26 protein-coding genes and 2 tRNA genes are annotated in these 24,593 nt (G+C 70.4%); 14 read left to right on the forward strand and 14 right to left on the reverse strand.

All coding sequences use genetic code 11. The features are described from left to right. Positions 1–85: 85 nt before the first annotated feature. Positions 86–1,729, reverse strand: coding sequence for a phosphoglucomutase (alpha-D-glucose-1,6-bisphosphate-dependent) (gene pgm / locus QM626_RS03315; RefSeq protein WP_415073946.1), 1,644 nt, complete (start codon positions 1,727–1,729; stop codon positions 86–88). A gap of 52 nt (positions 1,730–1,781) precedes the next feature. Here pgm and pheA point away from each other — a divergent pair, with 52 nt between their 5' ends. Continuing rightward, a complete protein-coding gene (gene pheA, locus QM626_RS03320) occupies positions 1,782–2,741 on the forward strand; it encodes a prephenate dehydratase (protein ID WP_415073948.1) in 960 nt (319 codons plus the stop codon). A gap of 23 nt (positions 2,742–2,764) precedes the next feature. Here the strand turns inward: pheA and QM626_RS03325 are convergent, their stop codons facing one another. The 7 genes from QM626_RS03325 to QM626_RS03355 form a co-directional block, all read right to left on the reverse strand. Next, complete coding sequence (locus QM626_RS03325) at positions 2,765–3,436, reverse strand: twin-arginine translocase TatA/TatE family subunit (protein ID WP_415073950.1); 672 nt, start codon at positions 3,434–3,436, stop codon at positions 2,765–2,767. A gap of 12 nt (positions 3,437–3,448) precedes the next feature. After that, positions 3,449–4,228 carry a twin-arginine translocase subunit TatC gene (gene tatC / locus QM626_RS03330; protein WP_415073952.1) on the reverse strand — a complete coding sequence of 260 codons (780 nt, stop codon included), beginning with the start codon at positions 4,226–4,228 and terminating at the stop codon, positions 3,449–3,451. Next, complete coding sequence (locus QM626_RS03335) at positions 4,225–4,503, reverse strand: twin-arginine translocase TatA/TatE family subunit (protein WP_415073954.1); 279 nt, start codon at positions 4,501–4,503, stop codon at positions 4,225–4,227. Before QM626_RS03335 ends, tatC begins: the two co-directional genes overlap by 4 nt. Positions 4,504–4,534: 31 nt before the next feature. After that, positions 4,535–5,515, reverse strand: coding sequence for an intradiol ring-cleavage dioxygenase (locus tag QM626_RS03340; protein WP_415073956.1), 981 nt, complete (start codon positions 5,513–5,515; stop codon positions 4,535–4,537). 83 nt (positions 5,516–5,598) lie between these two features. Beyond that, on the reverse strand, positions 5,599–6,654 hold the full coding sequence (locus QM626_RS03345; RefSeq protein ID WP_415073958.1) for an LLM class flavin-dependent oxidoreductase: 1,056 nt from the start codon (positions 6,652–6,654) through the stop codon (positions 5,599–5,601). 14 nt (positions 6,655–6,668) lie between these two features. Continuing rightward, the gene (locus QM626_RS03350) at positions 6,669–8,018 is read right to left on the reverse strand and encodes a cryptochrome/photolyase family protein (protein ID WP_415073961.1); all 1,350 of its coding nucleotides are present in this window, start codon (positions 8,016–8,018) and stop codon (positions 6,669–6,671) included. 135 nt (positions 8,019–8,153) lie between these two features. Continuing rightward, entirely contained in the window at positions 8,154–9,173 is a 1,020-nt protein-coding gene (locus QM626_RS03355) for a diacylglycerol/lipid kinase family protein (protein WP_415073963.1), read from the reverse strand. Positions 9,174–9,225: 52 nt separating this feature from the next. Between QM626_RS03355 and serS the strand changes: the two genes are divergently transcribed. The 7 genes from serS to QM626_RS03390 all read left to right on the forward strand — a co-directional run bounded on the left by serS (position 9,226) and on the right by QM626_RS03390 (position 14,002). Further along, positions 9,226–10,491 carry a serine--tRNA ligase gene (gene serS / locus QM626_RS03360; RefSeq protein ID WP_415073965.1) on the forward strand — a complete coding sequence of 422 codons (1,266 nt, stop codon included), beginning with the start codon at positions 9,226–9,228 and terminating at the stop codon, positions 10,489–10,491. After that, positions 10,488–11,396 (forward strand): HAD family hydrolase, encoded by a 909-nt coding sequence (locus QM626_RS03365; protein WP_415073967.1) that lies wholly within the window; start codon positions 10,488–10,490, stop codon positions 11,394–11,396. Before serS ends, QM626_RS03365 begins: the two co-directional genes overlap by 4 nt. Positions 11,397–11,597: 201 nt before the next feature. Then, positions 11,598–11,682, forward strand: a tRNA-Ser gene (locus tag QM626_RS03370). A 36-nt stretch (positions 11,683–11,718) separates the two neighbouring features. Then, positions 11,719–12,003 carry a type II toxin-antitoxin system Phd/YefM family antitoxin gene (locus QM626_RS03375; protein ID WP_415073969.1) on the forward strand — a complete coding sequence of 95 codons (285 nt, stop codon included), beginning with the start codon at positions 11,719–11,721 and terminating at the stop codon, positions 12,001–12,003. Continuing rightward, positions 12,000–12,272 (forward strand): type II toxin-antitoxin system RelE family toxin, encoded by a 273-nt coding sequence (locus QM626_RS03380; protein WP_415073971.1) that lies wholly within the window; start codon positions 12,000–12,002, stop codon positions 12,270–12,272. Before QM626_RS03375 ends, QM626_RS03380 begins: the two co-directional genes overlap by 4 nt. Positions 12,273–12,573: 301 nt before the next feature. Beyond that, positions 12,574–13,848: an LCP family protein gene (locus tag QM626_RS03385; protein ID WP_415073973.1), complete on the forward strand. Its 1,275-nt coding sequence runs from the start codon at positions 12,574–12,576 to the stop codon at positions 13,846–13,848. Positions 13,849–13,910: 62 nt separating this feature from the next. Beyond that, positions 13,911–14,002, forward strand: a tRNA-Ser gene (locus QM626_RS03390). An 11-nt stretch (positions 14,003–14,013) separates the two neighbouring features. Here the strand turns inward: QM626_RS03390 and QM626_RS03395 are convergent. After that, positions 14,014–14,988 (reverse strand): tyrosine-type recombinase/integrase, encoded by a 975-nt coding sequence (locus QM626_RS03395; RefSeq protein ID WP_415073975.1) that lies wholly within the window; start codon positions 14,986–14,988, stop codon positions 14,014–14,016. Between the two features lie 256 nt (positions 14,989–15,244). Next, entirely contained in the window at positions 15,245–16,657 is a 1,413-nt protein-coding gene (locus tag QM626_RS03400) for an MFS transporter (protein WP_415073977.1), read from the reverse strand. 101 nt (positions 16,658–16,758) lie between these two features. On the opposite strand from QM626_RS03400, the gene QM626_RS03405 reads away from it, so the two are divergent. The 6 genes from QM626_RS03405 (at position 16,759) to QM626_RS03430 (ending at position 20,582) form a co-directional block, all read left to right on the forward strand. Continuing rightward, positions 16,759–17,649, forward strand: a complete 891-nt coding sequence (locus QM626_RS03405) for a helix-turn-helix domain-containing protein (protein ID WP_415073979.1) — start codon at positions 16,759–16,761, stop codon at positions 17,647–17,649. 79 nt (positions 17,650–17,728) lie between these two features. After that, complete coding sequence (locus tag QM626_RS03410) at positions 17,729–17,896, forward strand: hypothetical protein (RefSeq protein WP_415073981.1); 168 nt, start codon at positions 17,729–17,731, stop codon at positions 17,894–17,896. A 1-nt stretch (position 17,897) separates the two neighbouring features. Continuing rightward, a complete protein-coding gene (locus QM626_RS03415) occupies positions 17,898–18,935 on the forward strand; it encodes a zinc-binding dehydrogenase (protein WP_415073983.1) in 1,038 nt (345 codons plus the stop codon). A 26-nt stretch (positions 18,936–18,961) separates the two neighbouring features. After that, positions 18,962–19,381, forward strand: a complete 420-nt coding sequence (locus tag QM626_RS03420) for a hypothetical protein (protein ID WP_415073985.1) — start codon at positions 18,962–18,964, stop codon at positions 19,379–19,381. A 119-nt stretch (positions 19,382–19,500) separates the two neighbouring features. Continuing rightward, a complete protein-coding gene (locus QM626_RS03425; protein ID WP_415073987.1) occupies positions 19,501–19,791 on the forward strand; it encodes a hypothetical protein in 291 nt (96 codons plus the stop codon). Positions 19,792–19,898: 107 nt separating this feature from the next. Continuing rightward, the gene (locus QM626_RS03430) at positions 19,899–20,582 is read left to right on the forward strand and encodes a type 1 glutamine amidotransferase domain-containing protein (protein ID WP_415073989.1); all 684 of its coding nucleotides are present in this window, start codon (positions 19,899–19,901) and stop codon (positions 20,580–20,582) included. 36 nt (positions 20,583–20,618) lie between these two features. On the opposite strand, the gene QM626_RS03435 is transcribed toward QM626_RS03430, so the two are convergent. Genes QM626_RS03435 through QM626_RS03450 form a run of 4 tightly spaced genes read right to left on the reverse strand, consistent with a single transcriptional unit; the run spans position 20,619 to position 24,514 of the window. Beyond that, positions 20,619–21,620: an ABC transporter ATP-binding protein gene (locus QM626_RS03435; RefSeq protein ID WP_415073991.1), complete on the reverse strand. Its 1,002-nt coding sequence runs from the start codon at positions 21,618–21,620 to the stop codon at positions 20,619–20,621. Next, positions 21,601–22,623, reverse strand: coding sequence for an ABC transporter ATP-binding protein (locus tag QM626_RS03440; protein ID WP_415073993.1), 1,023 nt, complete (start codon positions 22,621–22,623; stop codon positions 21,601–21,603). Before QM626_RS03440 ends, QM626_RS03435 begins: the two co-directional genes overlap by 20 nt. Further along, entirely contained in the window at positions 22,620–23,540 is a 921-nt protein-coding gene (locus QM626_RS03445; RefSeq protein ID WP_415073995.1) for an ABC transporter permease, read from the reverse strand. Before QM626_RS03445 ends, QM626_RS03440 begins: the two co-directional genes overlap by 4 nt. Beyond that, positions 23,540–24,514: an ABC transporter permease gene (locus QM626_RS03450; protein ID WP_415073997.1), complete on the reverse strand. Its 975-nt coding sequence runs from the start codon at positions 24,512–24,514 to the stop codon at positions 23,540–23,542. The genes QM626_RS03445 and QM626_RS03450 overlap by 1 nt, the downstream gene beginning before the upstream one ends. Positions 24,515–24,593 lie beyond the last annotated feature (79 nt).

Consider the following 24,593-nt stretch of genomic DNA (forward strand, 5'->3'; position numbering starts at 1 on the left):
CGCGCGGCCACCGCCCGACGCAGGACGGACGGGCCAGTCGCTCTCGCCGAGCCGCGGCCGCGCCGGTGCGCCGCCGTGGCGGGAGTCACACCCCGCCGAGCGCCTCCGCCACGACCTCGCGGGCCTGCTCCTGCACCTGTCGCAGGTGCCCCTCGCCGCGCAGCGACTCGGCGTAGAGCTTGTACACGTCCTCGGTGCCCGAGGGGCGGGCGGCGAACCACGCGTCGGCGGTGACGACCTTGAGCCCCCCGATCGCCGCGCCGTTGCCGGGGGCGTGCGAGAGCTTCGCGGTGATCTCCTCGCCCGCGAGCTCCGTGGCGGTGACCGCCTCCGGCGACAGCCTCGCCAGCGCGGCCTTCTGCGCCTTGGTCGCCGGCGCGTCCACCCGCTGGTACACCGACGTGCCGTAGGTGTCCTCGAGCTCCGCGTAGCGCTCGGACGGCGTCTTCCCGGTGACCGCGAGGATCTCGGCGGCCAGCAGGCACAGCAGGATGCCGTCCTTGTCGGTGGTCCACACGGTGCCGTCCAGCCGCAGGAACGACGCTCCCGCCGACTCCTCGCCGCCGAAGGCGACCGAGCCGTCGAGCAGCCCCGGCACGAACCACTTGAAGCCGACGGGGACCTCGTACAGCTCCCGGCCCAGCGCCTCGACGACGCGGTCGATGATCATCGACGACACGAGCGTCTTGCCGACCGCCGCCGACTCCGGCCATCCCTCGCGGTGGCTGAACAGGTAGTCGATCGCGACGGCGAGGTAGTGGTTGGGGTTCATGAGCCCGGCGTCGGGGGTGACGATGCCGTGGCGGTCGGCGTCCGCGTCGTTGCCGGTGAGGATGTCGTACTCGTCGCGCCTCGCGACCAGCGCGGCCATCGCGGACGGCGACGACGGGTCCATGCGGATCTTCTCGTCCCAGTCCAGCGTCATGAACCGCCAGGTCGGGTCGACGTCGGGGTTCACGACCGTGAGGTCGAGGCCGTAGTGCTCGGCGATGAGCGCCCAGTACTCGACCGAGGCGCCGCCGAGCGGGTCGGCGCCGATGCGCACGCCGGCCTTCTTGATCGCGGCGATGTCGATGATCGAGTCGAGGTCGCGCACGTACGCCTCGCGGAAGTCGTACTGGCCGAGCTGGTCGGCGTCCAGATCGGCGAAGCGGGTGCGCATCACGCCGTCCAGCCCGGCGGCGATGTAGGCGTTGGCGCGATCGGCGATCCAGGCGGTCGCGTCGGTGTCGGCCGGCCCCCCGTTCGGCGGGTTGTACTTGAAGCCGCCGTCGCGGGGCGGGTTGTGACTGGGGGTGACGACGATGCCGTCGGCGCGACCCGGGTCGTCGAGCGCCCGATCGCGGTTGTAGGTGAGGATCGCGTGGCTGAGCGCCGGCGTGGGAACCCATGACTCGCGGGCGTCGACGCGCACGTCGACGCCGCCCGCGACGAGCACCTCGATCGCGGTGCGCTCGGCCGGCAGCGACAGCCCGTGCGTGTCCCGCCCGAGGAAGAGCGGGCCGGCGATGCCCTGCGAGACGCGATAGTCCACGATCGCCTGCGTCGTGGCGAGGATGTGGTCCTCGTTGAAGCTCGTGGACAGCGAGGACCCGCGGTGTCCGCTGGTGCCGAAGACGACGCGCTGGTCGGGCACCGCGGCGTCCGGCTTGCGGTCGTAGTAGGCGGCGATGAGTTCGTCGATGTCGATGAGGTCGGATGCTTCGGCGGGCTGTCCTGCGCGGCTCATGTGCCTAGTCTGCACTGCCCGGCCGCGTCGGTCACGTCTAGGCTGAGTGCCCGTGACCACCGACGCGCCCGACGCCCCCCGCCGCACCTACAGCTACCTGGGTCCCGCCGGCACGTTCACCGAGGCCGCCCTCGCCCAGGTGCCCGAGGCGCGCGATCAGATCTGGAAGAGCGTCAACAACGTCGCCGAGGCGCTCGCCGACGTCGTCGAGGGCAGGTCGGACGCCGCGATGATCGCGATCGAGAACTCGGTGGACGGCGGCGTGTCCACCGCGCAGGATGCCCTGGCCACGATGCCCGGTCTGCGCATCGTCGGTGAGTACCTGGTGCCGGTGAGCTTCGTGCTGGTCGCCCGGCCCGGCACGACCCTGGCGGATGTGCGCCTGATCGCCGCGCATCCGGTCGCCTACGCGCAGTGCCTGCGGTGGCTCGGCCGCGAGCTGCCCGGCCACGCGCACCTGCCGGCGTCCAGCAATGTCGCCAGCGCGGTGGGTCTGACCGACGGCACGAGCGACGCGGATGCCGCGATCGCGCCGCCCGGCATCCTCGAGCATCATGATCTGACGCTGCTGGCGGAGGACATCGGCGACAACAAGCAGGCCGTCACGCGCTTCGTGCTGGTGGAGCGCACGGTCGCGCCGCCGCCGCCCACCGGTGCCGACAAGACCTCGCTCATCGTGGAGCTGCCCAGCGAGTACGCCGGGGCGCTGATGGAGATGCTCGAGCAGTTCGCCACACGGGGCATCAACCTCAGCCTGCTCGCCTCGCGGCCGATCGGCGACGCGCTCGGACGCTACCGGTTCGTGATCGACGCCGACGGCCACATCCGCGACGAGCGGATGGCGGACGCGCTGATGGGGCTGCGCCGGTTCAGCCCGAAGGTGATCTTCCTCGGCTCCTACCCGCGCGCCGACCGTGCGATCGTGCGGTACTCCGACCGCTACTCCGATGACGTGTTCGTCGAGGCGCGCGATTGGCTGCGGGGCCTGCTCAGCGGCGAGCCCGAGGCCTAGCGCGCAGCGGGCAGCGCGGGACGTCAGTTCGCGACGGGTGCCTCGACGCGGGCCGCGAGGCGGCGGGGGTCGTCTTCCGGCAGCGACTCGATGAGGATGCGGCGCGGATGCGCGGACCCCCCGCTCACCAGGTATCGCTGACCGGGATGGATGCGGCTCGCCTCGGCGAGGATCGCCGGATCGAACAGCGGTTCCACGGGCGCGGCGGCATCCGTGGCGGGGCCGGTGGTGATGACGGTCGGCGCGCCGTCGTGCGCGGGGCGCGTGCCCGAGTCGGCGGCCGTCGTCTCGGATGCGGCGTCCGTCGGGGCCGCGGCGGGACGAGCGTCAGTCGGCGTTCCGGAGCCCGGCGTCCCGGACACCGGCGCCTCGGACGCCGGCGATGACGGCACCGCGGTCGGGCTCGTGCCCGCCTCGGCGCTCGTGGCGCTCGCCCCGGTGTCCGAGCCCGCGAGCGCGTCGCGCACGATCCGTCTCGGGTCGTACTGCCGCAGGTCCAGCGACTGCCAGTCGGCCCGCTGCAGCGAGACCCCCATCTCGTCCTCCGCGCGGGCGCGGGTCGACTCGACGAAGCCGCGCAGCGCGCGGATCGTCTCGGCGAGCCGGCGGGTGAGGGCGGGCAGCCGCTGCGGACCGATCACGATCGCCGCGATGACCGCGATGACGAACAGCTTCTCGAATGTCAGGCCGAACACGGGGTCCCTCCGTCAGGTGGTCGGGGCGGGCAGCAGGTCTGCGGCGGCGCGTCTGGCCGCGCGGTGGTCGTGGACGTGGGCGATCCCGAACGCGGCCGCGAACAGCACGGTCATCGGCAGCGCGACCAGGAACATCGACAGCACGTCCGCAGCCGGGGTCACCAGGGCGCTGAACACGACGATCGCGATGAGGATCGCCCGCCAGCTCCGGCGGATCGCGGCGGCCGAGAGCACGCCCATGAAGTTCAGCAGCACGATGAACACCGGCAGCACGAAGGCGATCCCGGTGGCCACGATCACCTTCATCACGAAGTCCACGTAGTAGGAGGCGGTCAGGATGGTGCTGTCCTCGGCCGAGGCGAAGCTCGCCAGCAGCTCCACCATGTGCGGGAACAGCACGAAGCCCGTCGCGCAGCCCGCGGCGAACAGCGGCAGCGCCGAGAAGACGAATCCGAACGTGTACCTCTTCTCGCGGCGGGTCAGGCCCGGGGCGAGGAACCGGAACAGCTCGTACAGCCAGACCGGGCTGGCCAGCACGATGCCGGCGAACAGCGCGATCTTCAGCTTGAGCTCGAACGCCCCGGTCACGCTGTCGTAGTTGAGGCTGGCGCTGCGCTCGAGGGCGAGCTGCTCGATGGGGGCCCGCAGGATCTCCAGGATCCCGTCGGACAGGACGTAGCCGGCGATGATGCCGACGGCCACCGCCGCCGCCGCGCGGACCGCGCGCCCCCGTGCCTCCCGCAGGTGGCCGGACAGCGGCATCGTCCCCCGCGCGGCGGTCAGCGTGGTCATGACACGGGGCGCGGCTCGGCGGGAGCGGTGGTGGCGGGCTCTGCCGCGGCGGAGACCGCCGTGGTGACGGGCGTCGCCGTCGCGCGTGCCGCGAGCTCGTCCCGGACGAGGTCGGCGTCGGTACGGGATGCGGTCGCGTCCTTGCTCTCGTCCTTCAGGATGCGCATCGACTGGCCCACGCTCCGGGCGAGCCCCGGGAGCTTGGCCGCGCCGAAGATCAGGACGACGATCGCGAGGATGAGGAGGGCGTGCCAGCCCGTGAGGTTCTGCAACATGATGGTTCTCCTTGGGTGGGGTGATCGATGGTCAGCGACCGCCGCCGTTGCCGCCGCCGTTGCCGCCACCGGCGTCGGACAGCGTGGCCGCGGTCGTGGTGTCGATGGCGACGGACAGCGATCCGACATAGCCGGACGTGGTGTCACCGGTGAAGGTCGCCATCTCGAGGTCATAGCCGTCGCTGAAGACGTTGTCGGTGGAGAGGCTGACCTGCGCGAGGTTCTCGGACGACCCGGAATACGTGTCGAGCTCGTAGACGGTGTTGAGCATCTCCTCGGGGAAGGCCACCTGGGAGGTGGCGATCTGGTTGTCCACGCTCGTCGCGGATGCGGCATCCGGGTAGACCTCGAAGTGGATGTGCGTCCAGCGACCGAGATAGCAGCCGGGCACGATCGTCTGGAACGTGACCTGTCCGTTGCTGTCAGTGACCTGGATGCCGCGAAGATACGTCTCGTCCACGATCTCGTCCGAGTACATGGAGTAGAGGCCCTGGGCGTCGCACTGCCAGACATAGACGGCGACCCCCTCGAACGGTGCGTTGTCGTTCGCCAGGTCGCTGAGGGTGAACGTGAACGAGAGCGGCACGCCCTCGACCGTCGCGCCGCCGTCCAGGCTCGACGTGATGTCGCTGCGGACGATGCCGGACTCCTCCAGCACGTTCACGCCGCTGGTCCCGTCGGCAGGGTAGGGGCCGTTCGTCTCCTGCGGGATCTCCTCGGTCGCGTAGGTCGCGGTCGTGGTCGCGCTCGAACTGGTCGTGGGGGTGGGGGTCGCGGTGGCGGTCGCCGTCGCGGAAGCGGTCGTGCTCGCGGTCGACGTGGACGAGCACGCGGCGAGGGTGGCGGCGCCGACGCCGAGGCCGACGAGGCTCAGCACGCCTCGGCGGCTGACGAGCGTGCGCATGTCGAAGCCGGCGCCCTGGTCGACGACCTCGTCGTCGGGGCGGACCAGAAGGCGTCCTTCGTAGGCGGGTCCGTCGGGGGTCTGCTCCGGCTCGGGGATGCGGGCCATGATGGCCTCCTCTCTGATGCGATCGGATGGGGATCCGATGCATCCAGGATGAGGGGAGAGCGTCCGTAGACCCTCGGCGCTGCCTATGCGCCCGCTATGAGCGTTTCTGCGAGGAGCTCGAGCGTCTGCGCACGGCCGGTCGCGGTCTCCATCGGCTCGGTCTCGAACGCGCCGCCGACCGGGGAGATCATGACCTCGTCGACGCCGTGCTCCTGCGCGAAGGCACGCAGGGCGGATGCCGTCTCGTCGGGCGGGCCGAGGAACCAGCGCTCGCGCGCCCATCCGGCGAAGGGCTCGCCGAGCCGGTCGGCGGCCTCGGCGTGCTGCGCCTGCTCGACCGTCTCGAGCGGGACGAGGGGCCGGTTCCCGCGCAGGCGCGCCATCATGCGGATCTGCGGCAGCGCGCGCGCCTCGGCCTCCTCGCGCGTGGGGGCGACGACCGCGTTGGCGGTGAGGAACGTGACCGGCCCGGGGTGCGTCTCGCTCGGCCGGTACTGCTGGCGGTAGAGCGCGAGCGCCCGATCGAGCCCCTCGCCGGAGAAGTGGTTCGCGAACACGTATGGCAGGCCGAGGGATGCGGCGAGCGTCGCCGAGTAGTCGCTCGAGCCCAGCAGCCACAGCTCCGGGACGCCCGCCGCGGCCGGGGTCGCGTGCACAGAGTAGGTGCCGCCGGAGGTGAACTGCACCGTGGCCCCGTCGGCCGAGGTGAGGGAGAGGATGTCCTGCACGTGATCCGGGAACCGGTCGACGTCGCTGGTCACGCCGGCCCGGTGCAGCAGCTGGGTGATCACGGGATCGCTGCCGGGGGCCCGCCCGATGCCGAGGTCGACGCGGCCGGGGGCGAGCGCCTCGAGGGCGGCGAACTGCTCGGCCACGATGAGCGGCGAATGGTTGGGCAGCATGACCCCGCCGGACCCGACCCGGATCCGCTGGGTGCGCGCCGCCGCGGCGGCGATCAGCACCGGTGGCGCCGTGGAGGCGACGGCCGGCATGTTGTGGTGCTCGGCGAACCAGTAGCGGCGGTAGCCGAGCGCGTCCGCGCGGCGCGCGAGGTCCAGGGAGGCGTTGACGGCCTGGGCGCTGGTCTGGCCGGTGCGCACCGGGACGAGATCGAGGACGGAGAGGGCGGGGGAGGTCATCCCCACCTGCAACCTCATGTGCGCGGTCGGCTATTCCGCCGCATCCGGTCGTAGGCGTCGAGGGCGGCACGGCGGGATGCGGCGAGGTCGACGATCGGCTCGATGCCGGCAGAGTCCGGGGCCCACTCCTGCACGTAGCGCCCGGCGGCGTCGAACCTCCGCTGCTGCAGCACCGGGTTGAACACGCGGAAGTAGGGTGCCGCGTCGGCGCCGGAGCCCGCCACCCACTGCCAGTTGAAGGGGTTGCTCGCGGCGTCCGCGTCGACGAGCGTGTCCCAGAACCACTGCTCGCCGCGCCGCCAGTCGATGCGCAGGTTCTTCACGAGGAAGGAGGCCGCCGCCATCCGCACCCGGTTGTGCATGAAGCCGGTGCGCCACAGCTCGCGCATGCCCGCGTCGACGAGCGGATAGCCGGTGCGGCCCTGCTGCCACGCGTGCAGCAGCCGTGGGCGCAGCCGTGGCCACTCGAACGCGTCGAACTCCGGCTGCAGGTTGGCCGCGGCGAGATCCGGGTGGGCGTACAGCGTGTGCCACGCGAACTCGCGCCAGCCGAGCTCGGTGAGGAACCGGTCCGCGCCGCCGCCCTCCGCCAGAGCGGCGTGCCACACCTGCTGCGGACTCAGCTCGCCCCAGCGCAGCCGCGGCGACAGCAGCGAGGTCGCGCCGGCGGCGGGCTCGTCGCGCGCCGTGTCGTAGCCGGCGAGGTCCTCCTTGACGAACTCGCGCAGCCGGGCCCTCGCGCCGGGCTCGCCCGGCCGCCACCGCTCGCGCAGACCGTCCGCCCAGTCCGGGGCGCCCGGCAGCAGCCTCCAGTTGGCCAGCTCGTCCGTGCCGGGGGAGCGGCGCGGCCTGCGCACGTGCCGCGGCTCGGGCAGCGGATGCCGCGGCGCCGGCAGGTGACGGCAGGCGCGCCAGAACGGCGTGAACACGCGGAACGGCGTCCCGCCGCCGGTGCGCACCTCCCACGGCTCGAACAGCAGCGATCCGGCGAACGAGCGCACGTCGACGCCGCCGGCACGCAACACGTCCTTCAGTCCGGCGTCCACCGCCCGTTCCGGTGCACCGTAGCGGCGGTTCCAGGCCACGGCGGAGGCGCCGGCGTCCGCCACCGCCTGCGGCACGACCTGCGCGGCGGGACCGCGCCGCAGCAGCAGGGTCGAGCCGCGCTCGTGCAGCGCCGCGCCGAGCGAGGCGAGCGAGTGATGCAGCCACCAGCGGGCCGCCCCGCCGAGCGGACGGATGCCGGGGGAGACCTCGTCGAGCACGTAGAGGCCGACGACCGGCTCGTCGCGGTTCAGCGCCGCGCGCAACGCCGGGTTGTCGGCCAGGCGGAGGTCGTCGCGGAACCAGACGAGGGTGCTCACCCTCTCATCGTGCGGCACGTGCGCGCGCGTGGATCGGGCTTGACGCGACTCTCGCCGTGTCATAACTCCGGCTGCCGAGGTCGCGGCGGCGGCCGCAACCGGTTGCGGCGCCCGCATCGTCGCGCCCAGGCGGAGTTATGACACGGGCAGCGGGGTCGACGTCGTGCCGGGCACGGCGTGCCCCGGCGGCAGGGCGACCAGCAGGCCGCCGGGGACCACGTGGCACCGCATCCGCACGGCCTCGCCGAACTCGTCGCCGTCGAGCTGCACGGCCTGGGCCGGCGCCGCGCCCGCCTCGGCCATCTCTCCCTGCAGGTACCGCACCGACTGGTCGCGGCGTCGCTCCAGCACGAGCCGGCCGGCACGGAACCGGCGGAGCACAGAGTTGTCCCACCACACCTTGCGCCATACGGCCAGCCAGCCCCACCACCCGCGCGGCTGGATCAGCACGACGTCCATCGTGCCGTCGGCGATCGAGGCGTCCGGGATCAGCGCGATCCCGGCCGGCAGCGTGCCGCAGTTGGCGAACAGGATGCTGTATCCCTTCGTCGTGTGCATCCGGCCGTGCTCGACCTGGTAGACGAGCCGGAACGGCTTCGCCTTCGGCAGCGACCGCGCGGCGCCGTCGACGTAGGCGACCCAGCCGACGGCCTTCTTCAGCGTGGGCCGGGTGTTCGCGATCATCGCGGCATCCAGCCCCATGCCGGCCATCACGACGAATGCGGCCTCCTCGCTGCCCCCGTCGGGGCGGGCGATTCGGGCGATGCCGATGTCGATGCCGCGGTGGTGGGTGCCGAAGGTCGCGGCGATCACGCGTTCCGGGTCGTCCAGTGGCAGGGCGAGGTTGCGGGCGAGCAGATTGCCGGTGCCGCTGGGGACGATCGTCAGCGGCACGCCGGTGCCGGTCAGGGCCTCCGACACCGCGCGCACCGTGCCGTCGCCGCCGGCGACGAGCACCGCGTCGGCGCCGGCCGCCAGTGCCCGCGCCACGCACCCCTGGCCCAGGTCGTCGATCGCGGTCTCGAAGAAGAGCGGGTCGGCCCAGCCGGCGCGGCGGGACAGGTGCACCACCTGCTCGTGCAGCCGGTCGGCATCCACCTTGACGGGGTTGTAGACGAGGGCGGCGCGGCGGACCGAGGTCGCGTCCGCTGTCATGCAGCCACGATATCCCCGCGGCCGTCCGGATGCGCTCGCATAGGATTGGGGCGTGATCGACCCGACTCTGCTGCGTGATGACCCCGAGCTCGTGAAGCGTTCGCAGGTGGCGCGCGGCGAGTCGCCGGACACCGTCGACGAGGCCCTCGCCGCCGACCGCGACCGTCGCGCCGCGATCACCGCCTTCGAGGAGCTGCGTGCCGCGCAGAACGCGCACGGCAAGACCGTCGCCGCGGCGCCGAAAGAGCAGAAGGCCGCGCTCGTGGCCGAGGCCAAGACGCTCAGCGAGCGGGTCAAGGCCGCGCAGCAGGCGGTGACCGTCGCCGAGGACGCCGCGACCGCCGCGCTGGAGAAGCTCGAGAACATCGTGATCGACGGGGTGCCCGCCGGCGGCGAGGACGACTTCGTCACCCTGCGCACCCACGGCGAGATCCCGGCGTTCGACTTCGCGCCGCGCGACCACCTCGAGATCGGCGAGCTGCTCGGCGCGATCGACATGGAGCGCGGCACGAAGGTTTCCGGCAGCCGGTTCTACTTCCTCACCGGCATCGGGGCGCGGCTCGAGCTCGCGCTCATGACGCTCGCGCTGGACCGTGCGCTCGCCGCCGGGTTCACGCCGATGATCCCGCCGACGCTCGTGCGGCCCGAGGTGATGCGCGGCACCGGGTTCCTCGGCAAGCACTCGGCCGAGGTCTATCACCTCGACGAGCAGGACCTGTACCTGGTCGGCACCAGCGAGGTGCCGCTGGCCGGGTATCACATGGGCGAGATCCTCGATCTGACGCGCGGGCCGAAGCGCTACGCGGGCTGGTCGACCTGCTACCGCAGCGAGGCGGGCTCGTACGGCAAGGACACCCGCGGCATCATCCGCGTGCACCAGTTCAACAAGCTCGAGATGTTCGTCTACGCGGACCCGGCGGACGCCGAGGCCGAGCACGAGAGGCTCGTCGCGATGCAGGAGGGGATGCTGCAGTCGCTGGGCCTGTCGTACCGGGTGATCGACGTCGCCGCGGGCGACCTCGGCTCCTCCGCCGCCCGCAAGTTCGACATCGAGGCCTGGGTGCCCACCCAGAACGCGTACCGCGAGCTCACGAGCACCTCGAACTGCACGACCTACCAGGCGCGGCGCCTCGACATCCGCTACCGTCCAGGCGCCGGAAAGACCACGCCGGTCGCGACGCTGAACGGCACGCTGGGCACTACCCGCTGGATCGTCGCCATCCTGGAGACGCACCAGCGCGCGGACGGCTCGGTCACGGTGCCCGAGGCGTTGCGGCCGTATCTCGGCGGCCTCGACGTGCTGGAGCCGCTCGCGTGACCGAGGCGCGGCTGCCCGAGACCGGTGAGATCGAGGTCACGACCCCGGAGCAGGCTGCGTACCTGGTCGAGGAGCTCGCGGCGGATGCCGAGCATCCCACCCCGGTCTCGCAGCGACTGCTGATCGTGCTCGACATCGACGGCACCGTGCTGCGGGAGGACGAGTCGCTGAGCCCCGGCATCGTGGATGCGGTGGCGCACGCGCACCGCGCCGGCCACGAGGTGATGCTGGCCACCGGCCGCAACTGGGAGTCGACCCGCGGCATCCAGCGCGTGCTGCAGATCCGGCCGGAGTACGCGGTCTGCTCGAACGGCGCCGTGGTGATGAAGCGCGTCGAGGGGTCGGAGGCGCACTACGAGCGGTGCCACGTGGAGACGTTCGACCCGAGCGCCGTGCTCGCCGAGCTGCGCGCGCACCTGCCGGACGCGCGGTACCTCGTCGAGCTGCCCGACGGCAGGCGCGAGTACACCGAATACCTCGACGACTGGAATCTCGTGCACGCCAAGCGCGTGCCGTTCGAAGACCTCGCGCGCGAGCCGGTGACCCGTGTCGTGGTCGTGGCGCCCGAGCACGACGAGCAGGACTTCCTCGAGCTCGTCGCGCGCATCGGGCTGAACCAGGTCTCCTACGCGGTCGGCTGGACCGCGTGGCTCGACATCGCGCCGAAGGGCGTCGACAAGAGCTCCGCGCTCGAGCTCGTGCGCGGGTGGCTCGATGTCGATCCCGCGCACGTGCTCGTGATGGGGGACGGCCGCAACGACGTCGGCATGTTCGCCTGGGCGCGCGAGCACGGCGGGCGCGCGGTGGCGATGGGGCAGGGCCCGCTCGAGGTGCGGGATGCCGCCGGCGAGGTCACCGGCACCGTCGGCGACGGCGGCGTCGCCGACGTGCTGCGGCGGCTGTAGCGCCTCGTCCCGCGCCGGTCCGGCCGACGTCCCGCGCCCGCTCGCGTGCCCCTTACTCCCACTCCTTGCTCCTACTCCGCGAGACCGCATCCCGGCGCCGAGACCGTGGGTGGACACCACCCTCTCGGCGCGTGGATGCGGTCTCGCCGGCGGCAGCGTTCGTCTAGACTCAGCGGGCGATGGATGCCGCGGCATCCCTCGGGAGGGTTGTCCGAGCGGCCGATGGACCCGGTCTTGAAAACCGGTGGGCAGCAATGTCCCGTGGGTTCGAATCCCACACCCTCCGCTGACGTCGGGGGAGTCCTGCGCTATAATTCTGTACATGACGACGCTCTCGCTCGCGGATGCACGCGCGAACCTCTCGAAGCTGGTCGAGTCGGCGGTGTCGACCCATGAGCGATTCGAAGTGACGAGGAACGGCGACCGCGCAGTCGTTCTGCTGAGCGTTGACGACTACGACTCGTTGCTGGAGACGGTCGACGTCTTGAGTCGTCTCGACGACATCGAGGCGATCAAGCGCGGACTCGCCGAGCTGGAGGCCGGTGACGTCTTCTCGGCGGACGAGGTACGCGCGGCGATGATCGCGCGAGGACGCCTCACTGCATGAGCGCCGGCTACGAGATCGTCTTCACACGAAGCGCGCGTCGTGCCCTTGAGTATGACCTGCCCGAGAAAGTGGCGGCAGCGGCTTTCGAATTCATCGTCGGAGCGCTACGCGACAACCCGCGGCGAGTCGGGAATCCGCTCCGTGAGCCCCTCGCGCCGCTCTACTCCGCTCGCCGAGGCGAATATCGCGTGCTGTATCGGATCGTGGACGAGCGACTGATCATCGACATCGTCTCGATCACTCACCGTCGTGACGCCTATCGTCGCTGACCCGCTCCGCGACCCAGGCCAACAACCGCTTCGTCTCCCACGAGGGGTTCGAAAGCCATTGCGTGGCTTCCGCTCGCCCCGAGTACCGTGCGCGCAAGGAACGGGCGATCGCGCACCGTCCTCCTGAGCGCTGACGACTCTGCTCCGTGAACCGTTCGCGCTGCTCTGCTCCGCTCGGTGTGGGGAGCACCCCATCACTGAATACTCCGTGGCGATCCGGACTTTTCTCAGCCGAACCCGATAGGTTCGGCCTGCGCGGCTCCCGCCGCTGCCCGATTCTGAGCATGACCGAAGGACCCGAGTGAGCCCGTCGACCCGAAGCGGGCGCCGCCAGACGGTGGCGCGTCACGGCCAGCTGCGTTCGCCGCATCCGGTCTCCCAGATCCTGAAGATCGTCGCCGTCGCCGTCGCGGTGGTCGTCGTGGCCGGCATGGGGGTCGTCGGCTACAACACCTGGAGCCTGCTGTCGACGCTGTCGAGCAATGCGGTCGAGCTCGAAGGCCAGACCGCCGCGCCGCCCGGTGTCGGTGCGATCGAGGGGTCGTTCAACATCCTGCTCGTGGGCACCGACGCCTGCGAGGAGGCCTACGCACAGTACTTCCCGGGCCGGTGCAGCGGGTCCGAAGCGTCCGAAGAGCTCAACGACGTCAACATCCTGATCCACGTCTCCGACAACCCGCGACGCGTCACGGCGATCTCGTTGCCGCGAGACCTCATGATCGCGATCCCGTCATGCACGAGCGAGAGCGGATCGACGTCGTCGGCGATGAGCAAGCAGATGCTCAACACCGCATACTCGTACGGCGGACTCAGCTGCGTGGCCAAGACCGTCTCGCAGCTGACCGGGGAGAACATCGACTACGCCGCCAAGCTCACGTGGGGCGGTGTCATCGAGATCACGAACGCCATCGGCGGCGTCGAGGTCTGTGTCGAGAACGGGATCTACGACGAGAGCAACACCGGTCTGAGCCTCGACCCGGGCACGTACACGCTGCAGGGTGTGGAAGCACTGGAGTTCCTGCGCACCCGGCACGGTGTCGGCGACGGCTCGGACCTCGCGCGCATCTCGAACCAGCAGCAGTACATGTCCAGCCTCGTGCGCAAGATCGTGAGCGAGGGCACCCTCTCCAACGTCGCCACGCTGTACTCGTTGGCCACGACGATCGTCGAGAACGTGACGCTGAGCACCAGCCTGTCCAATCCGCTCACGCTCGTCCAGCTCGCGTTGACGCTGAAGGGCGTGTCGTACGACGACATCGTCTTCGTGCAGTATCCGACCACAGCCGACCCCGAGGACTCGAACCGCGTGGTGCCGAACACGTCGGCGGCGAGCGTCCTGCTGGAAGCGGTCGACGCGAACCAGCAGCTGATCCTCACCGGCGACACCAGCGCGAACGGCGGAACCGTGTCCACAGGCACGGTCGAGACGCCGACGGACGACACGGCGACGACCTCGACCGAGACCGCGACGCCATCGGACACGACGACGACCTCCTCGTCGGATGCCGTCGAGCTGCCGTCCTCGATCTCCGGCCAGACGGCGGCGGAGCAGACCTGCTCGGTCGGGAACGGCTGACGGTTCGGATGCCGCGCGCGCACCCCTTATGATGGGCAGGTGCGTGCCCGCGGCGCGCACCTGGAGACGTCGCATAGTCAGGCCTAGTGCACCACCCTGCTAAGGTGGAGTCCCCTCACGGGGACCGAGGGTTCAAATCCCTCCGTCTCCGCCAGAAATGCCCGGTCAGAGGCCGATTCCAGAATCGCCTCGATCGGGCAGCTTTCGTTTCTGGGCCGAGTTTCGCCGCGAAGTTGCCGTGGAGTTGCCGGACTTTCGAGAGACCTTCTCTGCGGCCGCCAGGCGGTTGGCGAAGTCACGCCGTTGCCCTTCGCCGAGAACATGGGCGTAGACGCTCAGGACGGTGCGCGGATCATCGCCGAGGTACTCCGCGACCTCGTGCACGGGAGTCCCGAGGCGCAGCCAGGTGGACGCCGCGTAGTGTCGAAGCGCGTGCCGCCGAAACCCGAGTGGGAACTTCCGGACGACTCCGACGGACAGCTGCCCGCCGTGTTGGTTCGTGAACAGGTAGTCGTCGGGCGACTTGTCTGCGGCGTGCGTGCGGAAGATCTCGAGCGCACGGGGTGACAGCGGCACGGACCTCGTGCCGCGCCACGACTTCGGACCCTTCTCCTCGTACCGATCCGAGTGCGACCGCTCGACGTCGAGCTGGGGTAGGCCGCTCTCGCTCAGCCACCACGCGCGCATCGCGCGCACCTCTCCCCACCGCAGGCCCGTCAGGGACATGAACTCGAACACCTCGGCGACATCGGACCGCCGCTCCCGCAGATTGCGCAGCTCCTTGGTCACTCGCTCCGGCGTCGGGATCTCGCTGAGGCTGATCGATCGGGAGCCGACCGTTCCGAGCTCTGAGATCTTCTTCATGTTCCGAACGGGATGAGGTTGTGTCAGGAGGCCTTGTTCGTCGGCGTAGGTGAACAGCGCGCTGAGCGTCGTCTTCGCGCGGGCGACGGTCGAGGGCGCCTTGCCTGCCCGCAGCTCGGCGAGCAGATGCTCACGGACATCACCCGCCTGGATCGAGGATACCGGCCGTGCCATCAGCGTCTTAGGCAGCGCCGCGAGGTTGTTGTCGTCCGTGTCGACGGTGTGCGGATTGCCGTTCTTCCTGGCTTCCTTGAACATCTCGACGAGCTCGCCCAAGGTGTACTTGCGCTTCGATGGCAGCGGCCGTCCGGTCTCGAGCCGGTGTCGCTGTTCCCGTTCCCATGCCTCCGCATCGCTCTTCCGGCTGAACGTCTTGGAACCGAAGTGCACCTCTCCGACCTTCACGCGAGCCAGGTACCGGGTCTTGCCCGCCTTCGTCTTGCGCTGCTGGACACTCATTCGATCACCCCCGCGAGCCGCTCGGAGAAGAACACGAGCGTCGTCGTGGGCGTGGGGTCTGCTGTCGGTTCGGTCATGCGCTGTCCGTTCGCGTCCGGTGCCGGAGCTCAGCCGGGATGATCAAGGCCAGGGAGGCGGCGACGGCGAGGCCGAGCATGACGGTGCCGCCGAGGTAGGCGTCGACGACGCGCTGTTCCAGGGTGGCGACGCCCGCTGCGGCCGCGGTGAGGATGGCGACGCCGAGGGTGCTGCCGAGCTGGTGGGCGGTGTTGACCAGGCCGGATGCCGCGCCGGCATCCTCGGGTCGGGCTCCGGCCACGCCGGCGGAGGTGAGGGGGCCGAAGGTGAGGCCCTGACCGAGGCCGAGCAGGACGAGAGGCCCCGCGGCGCCGATCAGGAACGGGGTATCGGCGGTGAGCCGGGTGATCCATGCCATGCCGGCCAGCACCGACACCAGGCCCACGACGAGGAGGGGTGCGCCGCCGAGGCGTCGGGTCAGGCGCGGGACGAGGAGGGAGGAGGCGAATTGGACGACGGTCATCGGGAGGAAGCCGAGTCCGGCCTGCAGCGGGCTCCAGCCGTAGACGCCCTGGAAGAACTGCGTCGTGAAGAAGAAGAACGCGATCATCGTGCCGGCGAACAGCAGTCGGGCGATCGCGGCACCGGCGCGTTCCCGGCTGGCGAAGAGCCGCAGCGGCATGATCGGCTGACGCGCCTTCCACTCGTTGAGCACGAACACGGCCAGGACGGCGAGGCCGATGACGATCGACCAGAGGGTCAGCGGGTCGGCCCAGCCCTGTTCGCCGACGTTGATGATGCCGTAGACGAACGCCCCCATGCCGAGGGTCGAGGCGATCGCCCCGAGCACGTCGAATCGGCCGCTCACCCGCTCGAACGCGGGTAGGTATCGCAGGGCGAGGATGATCATGACGGCCGCGACGGGAACGTTGATGAAGAACCCGACCCGCCACGAGACCCAGGACGCGAGTGCCCCGCCGACGACGAGGCCCAGACTCGCGCCCAGCCCCGCGGTCGTGCCGTATGTGGCGGTGGCGCGAGTGCGCTTGGGTCCGACCGGGAACAGTGCCGTGATCAGGGCGAGGGAGGACGGTGCGACGATGGCAGCGCCGATGCCCTGGAACGCGCGGGCCGCGATGATCCAGGCTTCGTTCTGCGCGGTGCCGACGAGGAGCGAGGCGAGCCCGAAGAGGGCGAGGCCGACAATGAACACACGGCGGCGGCCGAGGATGTCTCCCATGCGGGCGCCGAGGAGCAGGAGTCCGCCGAAGACGAGCGTGTACGCGTTCTGGGCCCAGGCGAGTCCGCCCGCCGTGAGGTTCATCTCGGCCTGGATCTGCGGGAGGCCGGTGAAGATGATCGAGTTGTCGAGCACGATCATGACGTAGCTCACGAGCACGATCGCGAGGATCATGCCGGTGCGCGGCCCACGAGCGGTGGGGACGGGAACGGGCAGGGGAGAAGCCATGCCTCCATGTCACGTCGTTCTCTCTCCGCGAGGAAGTGACGCCGTATCCGTGTACCAGCCGTACACCCCAGCGCTTCGACTCCGGGCTTAGCGTTGAAGGCATGGACCAGCGAAACGACGTCGGGGAGTTCCTCCGCTCCCGCCGCGACAGGGTGACGCCCGAGCGGGCGGGTGTCATCGGCGGCGGCCGGCGACGGGTCCCGGGACTGCGCCGCGAGGAGGTCGCGACGCTGGCGAACATCAGCGTCGACTACTACGCCAAGATGGAGCGCGGCGACCTGCGCGGCGTCGCGCCAGAGATCCTCGATGCTCTCGCCACGGCGCTGCTCCTGGACGACGCGGAGACCGATCACCTGCACGACCTCGCCCGCGCCGCCGATCCTCATCCGCTGCGCGCCCGCAGGCCGCGGCCCGACCCGGTGGTGCGACCGAGTTTCCAGCGGTTCGTGGATGCCGTGACCGGCGCGCCGGTGTGGGTGCGCGACCGCCGCATGAACCTCATCACCGCGAACGTGCTCGGCACGGCGCTGTACCAGCCGCTCCTCGACGATGCCGACGGTCACGGGAACACGGCCCGCTTCATGTTCCTCAGCCCCGCCGCACGCAGCTTCTTCCCCGACTGGGAGCAGGGCGCGGACGACATCGTCGCGACCATGCGCACCTACGCCGGGCAGAACCCGCGCGACAAGCAGCTCACCGACCTCATCGGAGAGCTCGTCACCCGCAGCGACGCATTCCGCATCCGGTGGGGCGCGCACAACGTCCGCCACCACCGCGCCGGGATCAAACGCATCCACCACCCCGCCGTCGGAGACCTCGAGCTCGTCTACGAGGCGATGGACCTCCCTGCGAACCCGGACTGGTTCATGTTCGGCTACACCGGCGAGCCCGGCAGCCCGACCGAGGAACGCCTCAGACTGCTCGGCAGCCTCGCCGCCACCGCGCAGGCGGACATGGCAGACGAAGACTCGGAGCACGCGCCGCCCCGGTGAACCCGTACGCGCATGCCCCACACGGCTGGGGCGGGCGGGAGCATGCCCGAAACCCGATTCACGACCGAAGGAAGAGACCATGACGACGAACGCACCGCGGGTCGCCCCTGAGCTGATCCGCGCGACCAACCCGGAGCTGGTCGAGGCGATCACGCACCTGACGTTCTACGCCGGCTGGCCCGCCGGCGTGACCGCCACGACCGTGCTCGCCGGCATCCTCGGCGAGCAGACCGAGACGGAGGCCTGAGATGCGGGCAACCCTGTACGGCGGCGCGTACGACATCACCGTGGGCGAGCGCCCGGATCCTGCGATCGAGCTGCCCACCGACGCCGTGGTGCGGGTGCTGCTGGGCTGCGTGTGCGGATCGGACCTCTGGTACTACCGAGGCGTGTCCCCGCACGCACTCGGCCCGATCGGGCACGAGTTCATCGGCATCGTCGAGCAGATCGGCAGCGACGTGACCGGCCTGGCCGAGGGTGACCTGGTGATCGCCCCGTTCCTATGGTGCTGCGGCGAGTGCCGGCCGTGTAGGACCGGGTGGCCGTCGAACTGCATCCACGCCGGCTCGTTCGGCAACAACGGCAACGACGGCGGCCAGGGTGAGAAGGTGCACGTCCCCTACGCGGACGCCACCCTCGTCAAGGTGCCCGCCGGGGACTACGACGACGCCACCATGAAGTCGCTGCTGGCCCTGTCGGACGTCGCCTGCACGGGCAATCACGCCGCCGTGTCCGCCCGCGTCAAGCCAGGTCAGACCGTCGCCGTCGTCGGTGACGGCGCGGTGGGCCTGTCCGCGGTGCTCGCCGCGCACCGGCTCGGCGCGGAGCGGATCATCGCCCTGTCCCGCAACCCTGTCCGGCAGGAGGTCGCCCGCGCGTTCGGCGCGACCGACATCGTGGCCGAGCGCGGGGACGACGCGATCGCGCACGTCCTCGACCTCACCGACGGATGGGGCTCGGATGCCGTGATGGAATGCGTCGGCACCGGTCAGTCGATGGACACCGCCTACGGGATCGCCGCTGTCGGCTCCACCATCGGCGCCGTCGGCGTCCCGCACGACGTCGTCCTGCCGGTGAACACCATGATCTTCCGCAACACCGGATTCTCCGGCGGCGTCGCCCCCGCCCGCCGCTACATCCCTGAGCTGCTGCCCGACGTGCTGTCGGGCGCGATCAACCCCGGCCTCGTGTTCGACTACGAAACCGACCTCGACCATGTGCTGGACGCCTATCAGGCGATGGATGAACGCCGCGCGATCAAGTCCCTCGTCCGCATCGGCCGGTGACCCTGGCCCGCGGAAGGAGCACCCCAGTGAACCTCACGCTGAACGACGGCGTGCAGATGTGGAGGCATCCGGGGGTCGCGGCACTGCGGCGTCGGTGGACCGCCGAGCGGCTCTCGGCGCTCGAGGCGCGGATCCTCGAGCAGTCCCGCATCGTCAAGGGTCTCTACCGGATCGAGACCGAGCTCCCGGTTCGAGAACTGCGTGTTCGACGACGCCGGGCTCGCCGCCGCAGCGGCAGGCGACGCGGCGGACAGGCCGCTCGAGCCCTGAGCGCTCGCCGACGGCACGCGCGCTGGTCGCCACCTTCCATTCGATTTCCGCGTCGCGACGACCATGTGCTCTCCCTGCTCCTGAGCACCCTCGGCCTGCGTCTGACAAGCGATGACACCGCACGCGAGTCAGGCGGCTCCGCCACCGCCCGAGACGCAGCTCTTCTGCCGGTGTAGCCTCAGAGCATCCATGTGCGATCGCACGGGGTTCGGGGCCGATGCGAGGGCGATATTCCTCGGGATGGCGGTGCCGCATGGGCACGCTGCACTATGGCGGAGACGCAGGACGCCTCCACGTGGACGACTGGGTCCTCGCGCATCTGAAGGTCGTGATCGCGACGAAGCTTCGCAGACACGAGGCGTTCACCATCTCCTGGCGGCATCCGGACGGCACGGGCCGGTCGACCATCTGGCTTCACAGCGCGATCGCGCTCAGGTTCACGTTCGACGATCCGCAGACTCCCGAGCTCGATCCGTCTCTCCTCCACGCGTTCGCCGACGCCGCCAACTCGCCCGGCGGCATCACCCTGGACGCCGCCCACATCCTGACCGACGTCGAAGACCCTTGCCCGCGCCCCGAGGTCTGATGTTCACAACGGAGCCATTCCGTCCCGCGTAGCCGCGCAGCCGGTGGAACGAGATGTCGACGCCGCCTGCTACCCTCGCCGCCACCGGTACGCGATAGGAGACAGTCATGACCAGACGCATCCTCGACGTCGTCACGAACGTCGGCCAATACGACGATCCGTCCCATCCCACCGGGCTCTGGCTGTCGGAGCTCACCCACGCGTGGGAGGTCTTCGAGGGACGCGGCTTCGAGCAGACCATCGTCAGTCCGCGAGGCGGCTTCTCGCCGCTGGAGCCGCGGTCGCTGAAGTTCCCGAACTACGACAAGACCGCCAAGGCGTGGCATGCCGACCCGGCCCGGATGGCGCTGCTGGAGACCACCGCCAGCCCGGATCAGATCGACTCGGCCGACTTCGACGCCATCTACTTCACCGGCGGTCATGCCGTCATGTACGACTTCCCCGACAGCGAGGGCCTGCAGCGGATCACCCGCGAGATCTGGGAACGCGGCGGAGTCGTCTCCTCGGTCTGCCACGGATACTGCGGCCTGCTCGACACCAGGCTGTCGGACGGATCGCTGCTCGTCGCCGGCCGCAAGGTCACCGGCTTCGCCTGGCAGGAGGAGGTGCTCGCCAGAGTGGACAAGCTCGTGCCCTACAACGCCGAAGCGGAGATGAAGAAGCGCGGCGCGCTCTACGAGAAGGCCAAGATCCCCTTCGTCTCCTACGCGGTGGCGGACGGCAACCTCGTCACGGGGCAGAATCCCGGCTCGGCGAAGGAGACCGCGGAGAAGGTGGCCGCGCTGCTCTGAGCCTGTCCCGCCCGCCCGGCGGCACGAGCGGATCGGTCAGCCGGCCTCGGCGAGAGGGAAGTGGCAGGCGGCGAACTGGCCGGGCCGTACCTCCTGCATGAGCGGCTCGATCTCGGCGCAGACGTCCCTCGCGACAGGGCAGCGGGTTCGGAACCGGCAGCCGCTGGGCGGGTTCAACGGAGAGGGGATGTCGCCGTGCAGGGCCGGGCCGCCGAACGGCTCGTCCGGGTCGGGCATCGGCACCGAGTCCAGCAGCGCCCGCGTATAGGGGTGCGCCGGCTTGTCGTAGACCTCGACGGCGTCTCCCACCTCGCAGACCTTCCCGAGGTACATGACCATGATCCGATCGCTGACCGAGCGGACCACCGCGAGGTCGTGGGCGATGAACACGATCGTCAGCTCGAAGTCCTGCTTGAGCTCTTCGAGGATGTTGAGCACCTGCGCCTGCACGGACACGTCGAGGGCGGAGACGGGCTCGTCGCAGATGATCAGCTGCGGCCGGAGGGCGATCGCCCGCGCGATCGCGACGCGCTGCGCCTGGCCGCCCGAGAGCTGGGTCGGGGTGACCGACCCGAACCGGTCGGCCGGCAGCCCGACGCGCTCGAGCATGTCCTCGGCGACCTTGCGGCGGTGCGCCTTGGACACCCCGCTGATCTCCAGCCCCTCCGCCACCACGTCCCGCACGGCTCGGCGCGGGTTGAGCGAGCCCACCGGGTCCTGGAAGATCATCTGCATCTGCTGGCGGTGCGTGCGCATCTGGGCGTTGGTGGCCTTGTCGATGCGGCGTCCGTCGAAGGTGATCTCACCGGAGACGATCTCCTCGATGCGCAGCACGGCGCGACCCGTGGTCGACTTGCCGCAGCCGGATTCGCCGACGATGCCGATGGTCTCGCCGGGCATCACGTCGAAGCTGATCCTCGACACCGCCTGGAGCGTCGCGCCGCCGACGGCGCGGTACTCCACGACGATGTCCTTCACGCTCAGCAGGGCGTCGTCGCCGCGCAGATGCGCGGTCCCACTACCGGCCAATGAGCTCACCGTCCTTCTTCTGCGCCGGCGCCCCGGCGGGGTGGTTGCAGACCACGTAGTGGCCCGCGCCGATCTCGGTCGTGGCCGGGCCGGGCATGGTGCAGTCGGCGGTCGCGTAGCTGCAGCGGGCGGCGAAGCGGCATCCCGGCGGCGGCTCGACCGGGTCGGGGAGCCAGCCCGGGATGAGCTCGAACGGGGTGTGGCGCTCGTGCTCCAGGGTGGGCGTGGTCGCCAGCAGCGCCTCGCTGTACCGATGGCGGGGCTGCGCGAACACCTCGCGGGTGGGCCCGTTCTCGGCCATCCGCCCGGCATACATGACCGAGACCCGGTCGGTGCGACCGGCCACCAGCGACAGGTCATGGCTGATGAGGATCATCGACATCCCGCGGTTGCGCTGGACCTCGCGCAGCAGGTCGAGGATCTGACGCTGGATCGTGACGTCCAGCGCCGTGGTCGGCTCGTCGGCGATCAGCAGCTCCGGCTCGCACGACAGCGCGATCGCGATCATCACCCGCTGCGCCATGCCGCCCGACAGCTCATGCGGGTAGTTGCCCAGCCGTTGCTCCGGGTCCGAGACGCCGACCTCGGCGAGCAGCTGCAGGGCGCGATCGCGTGCCTCGGATCTGCCCAGACCGAGACGCTTGCGCAGGCCTTCGGTGAGCTGACGCTCCACCTTCACGACCGGGTTGAGGGCGCGACGCGGGTCCTGGAACACGAGGGAGATCTGCGTGCCCCAGATCTCACGCATCTCCTTCCTCGACGTCGTCAGCAGCTCCCGGCCCTTGAACAGCACCGAGCCGGTACGGTCGGATCGCCAGGGCAGCAGGCCCATGATCGCCTTCGCCATCACGGACTTCCCGGAGCCGGACTCGCCCACCAGTCCCATGCCCTCGCCCCGGGCGATGGCGAAGGAGACGTCGTCGACGGCTTTCACGACGCCGCGCGGAGACCCGAGATAGGCGCGCAGGCCGGCGACCTGCAGCAGCGGCGAGGGGTTCGTGGTGTCGCTCATCGGCGGCCGCCTCCGTTCCGGGTCTGCAGATGATCGCCCAGCTGGTTGAAGGAGAGCACGGTGAGGAAGATCACGGCGGCGGGGATCAGCACGAGCTGCGGAGCGTCTTCGAGGTACTGCGTGCCGGCGGAGATCATGCCGCCCCAGGATGGCGTCGGGGGCTGCACGCCGTAGCCGAGGAAGCTGATCGCGCCCTCGGCCACGATGATGTGCGACATCACGATCGGGACGAACGCCCCCAGCGCCGGCAGCACGTTCGGCAGCACCTCCTTCATCAGGATGCGGCCCGTGCTGGCATTGAGCACCTTCGCTGCGCGCACGAACTCGCGCTGCGACCACGTCAACGTATGGGCGCGTGCGAGGCGCAGGAACGGCGGGATGCCCATGATCCCCATGCCGGCGATCAGCGTGCCCGCGCTCGGGTTGAACACGGTGGCCAGGGTCAGCAGCAGGATCATGCCCGGGAAGGCGAACATCGTGTCCGTGAGCAGCCCGACGACGGAGTCGACCCAGCCGCCGAAGTATCCGGCCGTCATGCCGACCAGAGTGCCGACGACGACCGCGACCGCGCAGGCGGCCACGCTCACGACCAGCGACACCTGAGCGCCGTAGACGATGCGCGACATCATCGACTGGCCGAGGTTGTTCGTGCCGAGCCACATCGCCATCGAGTCGAAGCCGGGCCCGCGCATCAGCGGGCTGGAGACGACCTGCAGCCCCGGGTCGGGCAGGGGCAGCAGCTTGGCGAAGACCGCCAGCAGGACCACCAGGACGATCCAGCCGACGCCGAGCCACATCCAGAGGGGGCGTCTGCGCGGCGCCTTCGGCACTCGCGGGACCCGGTCGAGAGGATCGAGGGTGCGCAGCGGGATGGTCGGCGGGGGAGAGGGCACGGGGCTCGTGGTCGTGGAGCTCATCAGCGCACCGCCCTTCGGACTCGAGGGTCGAGCAAGGTGTAGCCGACGTCGACGACCATGTTCATGACGACGTAGACGATGGCGGTGAACGCCACGATCCCCTGCACCATGATCACGTCGCGGCCGCTCACGGCGGTCACGAGGAGCTGACCGATCCCGGGCACGACGAACAGGACCTCGACGACGACGGTTCCGGCCATCAGACCGCCCAGGCTGATGCCGATGACGGTGATCAACGAGAACGAGGACGGGCGCAGGGCGTGGCGCAGCATGACGTACCCGCCGCTGAGGCCGCGGGCGCGGGCGGCGCCGATGAAGTCCTCGCCGAGGGTGGTGACCAGGTCGCTGCGCAGCAGGCGGTAGAAGTTCGCGAACTCCATCAGGGAGATCGACAGCGCCGGCAGGAACGCCGAGCGCAGGTTGACGTCGAGGCCCGCCGTCAGCGGTCTCCAGCCGAGGGCGGGGAACCAGCCCAGCTCGACCGCGAAGACGAAGATGAGCACGGGCCCGGCGATGAACGCAGGGATCGAGATGGTGATCGACGCCCACCCCGACAGGATGCGGTCGATCCAGCTGCCCGGCCAGGTCGCGCTGATCAGTGCGCCGATGACGGCGAACACGAGAGCCATGAGCACGGCGAGGATCGCGAGCTCGGCCGTGACGGGGATGCGGGAGAGGATCTCGTCGAGCACGGAGTGCTGGCTCACCAGGGAGCTGCCGAGATCGCCCCGGAGGGCGCCCAGCAGCCAGGAGACGTACTGCTCCCAGAGGGGGCGGTCGGTGCCGAGCTCGTGGTTGAGCTCGGCGACCTTCTCCGGGGTGGCGTCCGCGCCCAGCATGGCGTCGGCGACGGAGCCCGACGAGAACGACATGAGCACCGCGATCGCGATCGTCGCGAGCAGCACCACCGCGACGGCGCGGCTGAGCTTCGCGATCACGAACAGGGCGAGCCGCGTACCCGCTGATCTCAGCACTTTCTTCCTTCCTCGGTGGGCGTGCGCCACCGGATCGAGCTCTCCGCGGCATGGTGCGAACTGCAGGCGCCCCGTTGCG

The organism is Microbacterium sp., from assembly GCF_047606385.1.
Taxonomy (GTDB): Bacteria; Actinomycetota; Actinomycetes; order Actinomycetales; family Microbacteriaceae; genus Microbacterium.

Excerpts from the sequence above, each read along its gene's own strand:
- QM626_RS03380 (WP_415073971.1), top strand. The coding sequence starts at position 12,000 with ATGAGCGCCGGCTACGAGATCGTCTTCACACGAAGCGCGCGTCGTGCC.
- QM626_RS03375 (WP_415073969.1), top strand. The coding sequence starts at position 11,719 with ATGACGACGCTCTCGCTCGCGGATGCACGCGCGAACCTCTCGAAGCTG.
- QM626_RS03410 (WP_415073981.1), top strand. The coding sequence starts at position 17,729 with ATGACGACGAACGCACCGCGGGTCGCCCCTGAGCTGATCCGCGCGACC.
- QM626_RS03400 (WP_415073977.1), bottom strand. The coding sequence starts at position 16,657 with ATGGCTTCTCCCCTGCCCGTTCCCGTCCCCACCGCTCGTGGGCCGCGC.
- QM626_RS03445 (WP_415073995.1), bottom strand. The coding sequence starts at position 23,540 with ATGAGCTCCACGACCACGAGCCCCGTGCCCTCTCCCCCGCCGACCATC.
- QM626_RS03355 (WP_415073963.1), bottom strand. The coding sequence starts at position 9,173 with ATGACAGCGGACGCGACCTCGGTCCGCCGCGCCGCCCTCGTCTACAAC.
- tatC (WP_415073952.1), bottom strand. The coding sequence starts at position 4,228 with ATGACCACGCTGACCGCCGCGCGGGGGACGATGCCGCTGTCCGGCCAC.
- QM626_RS03345 (WP_415073958.1), bottom strand. The coding sequence starts at position 6,654 with ATGACCTCCCCCGCCCTCTCCGTCCTCGATCTCGTCCCGGTGCGCACC.
- QM626_RS03415 (WP_415073983.1), top strand. The coding sequence starts at position 17,898 with ATGCGGGCAACCCTGTACGGCGGCGCGTACGACATCACCGTGGGCGAG.
- QM626_RS03405 (WP_415073979.1), top strand. The coding sequence starts at position 16,759 with ATGGACCAGCGAAACGACGTCGGGGAGTTCCTCCGCTCCCGCCGCGAC.
- pgm (WP_415073946.1), bottom strand. The coding sequence starts at position 1,729 with ATGAGCCGCGCAGGACAGCCCGCCGAAGCATCCGACCTCATCGACATC.
- QM626_RS03440 (WP_415073993.1), bottom strand. The coding sequence starts at position 22,623 with ATGAGCGACACCACGAACCCCTCGCCGCTGCTGCAGGTCGCCGGCCTG.
- QM626_RS03430 (WP_415073989.1), top strand. The coding sequence starts at position 19,899 with ATGACCAGACGCATCCTCGACGTCGTCACGAACGTCGGCCAATACGAC.
- QM626_RS03340 (WP_415073956.1), bottom strand. The coding sequence starts at position 5,515 with ATGGCCCGCATCCCCGAGCCGGAGCAGACCCCCGACGGACCCGCCTAC.
- QM626_RS03335 (WP_415073954.1), bottom strand. The coding sequence starts at position 4,503 with ATGTTGCAGAACCTCACGGGCTGGCACGCCCTCCTCATCCTCGCGATC.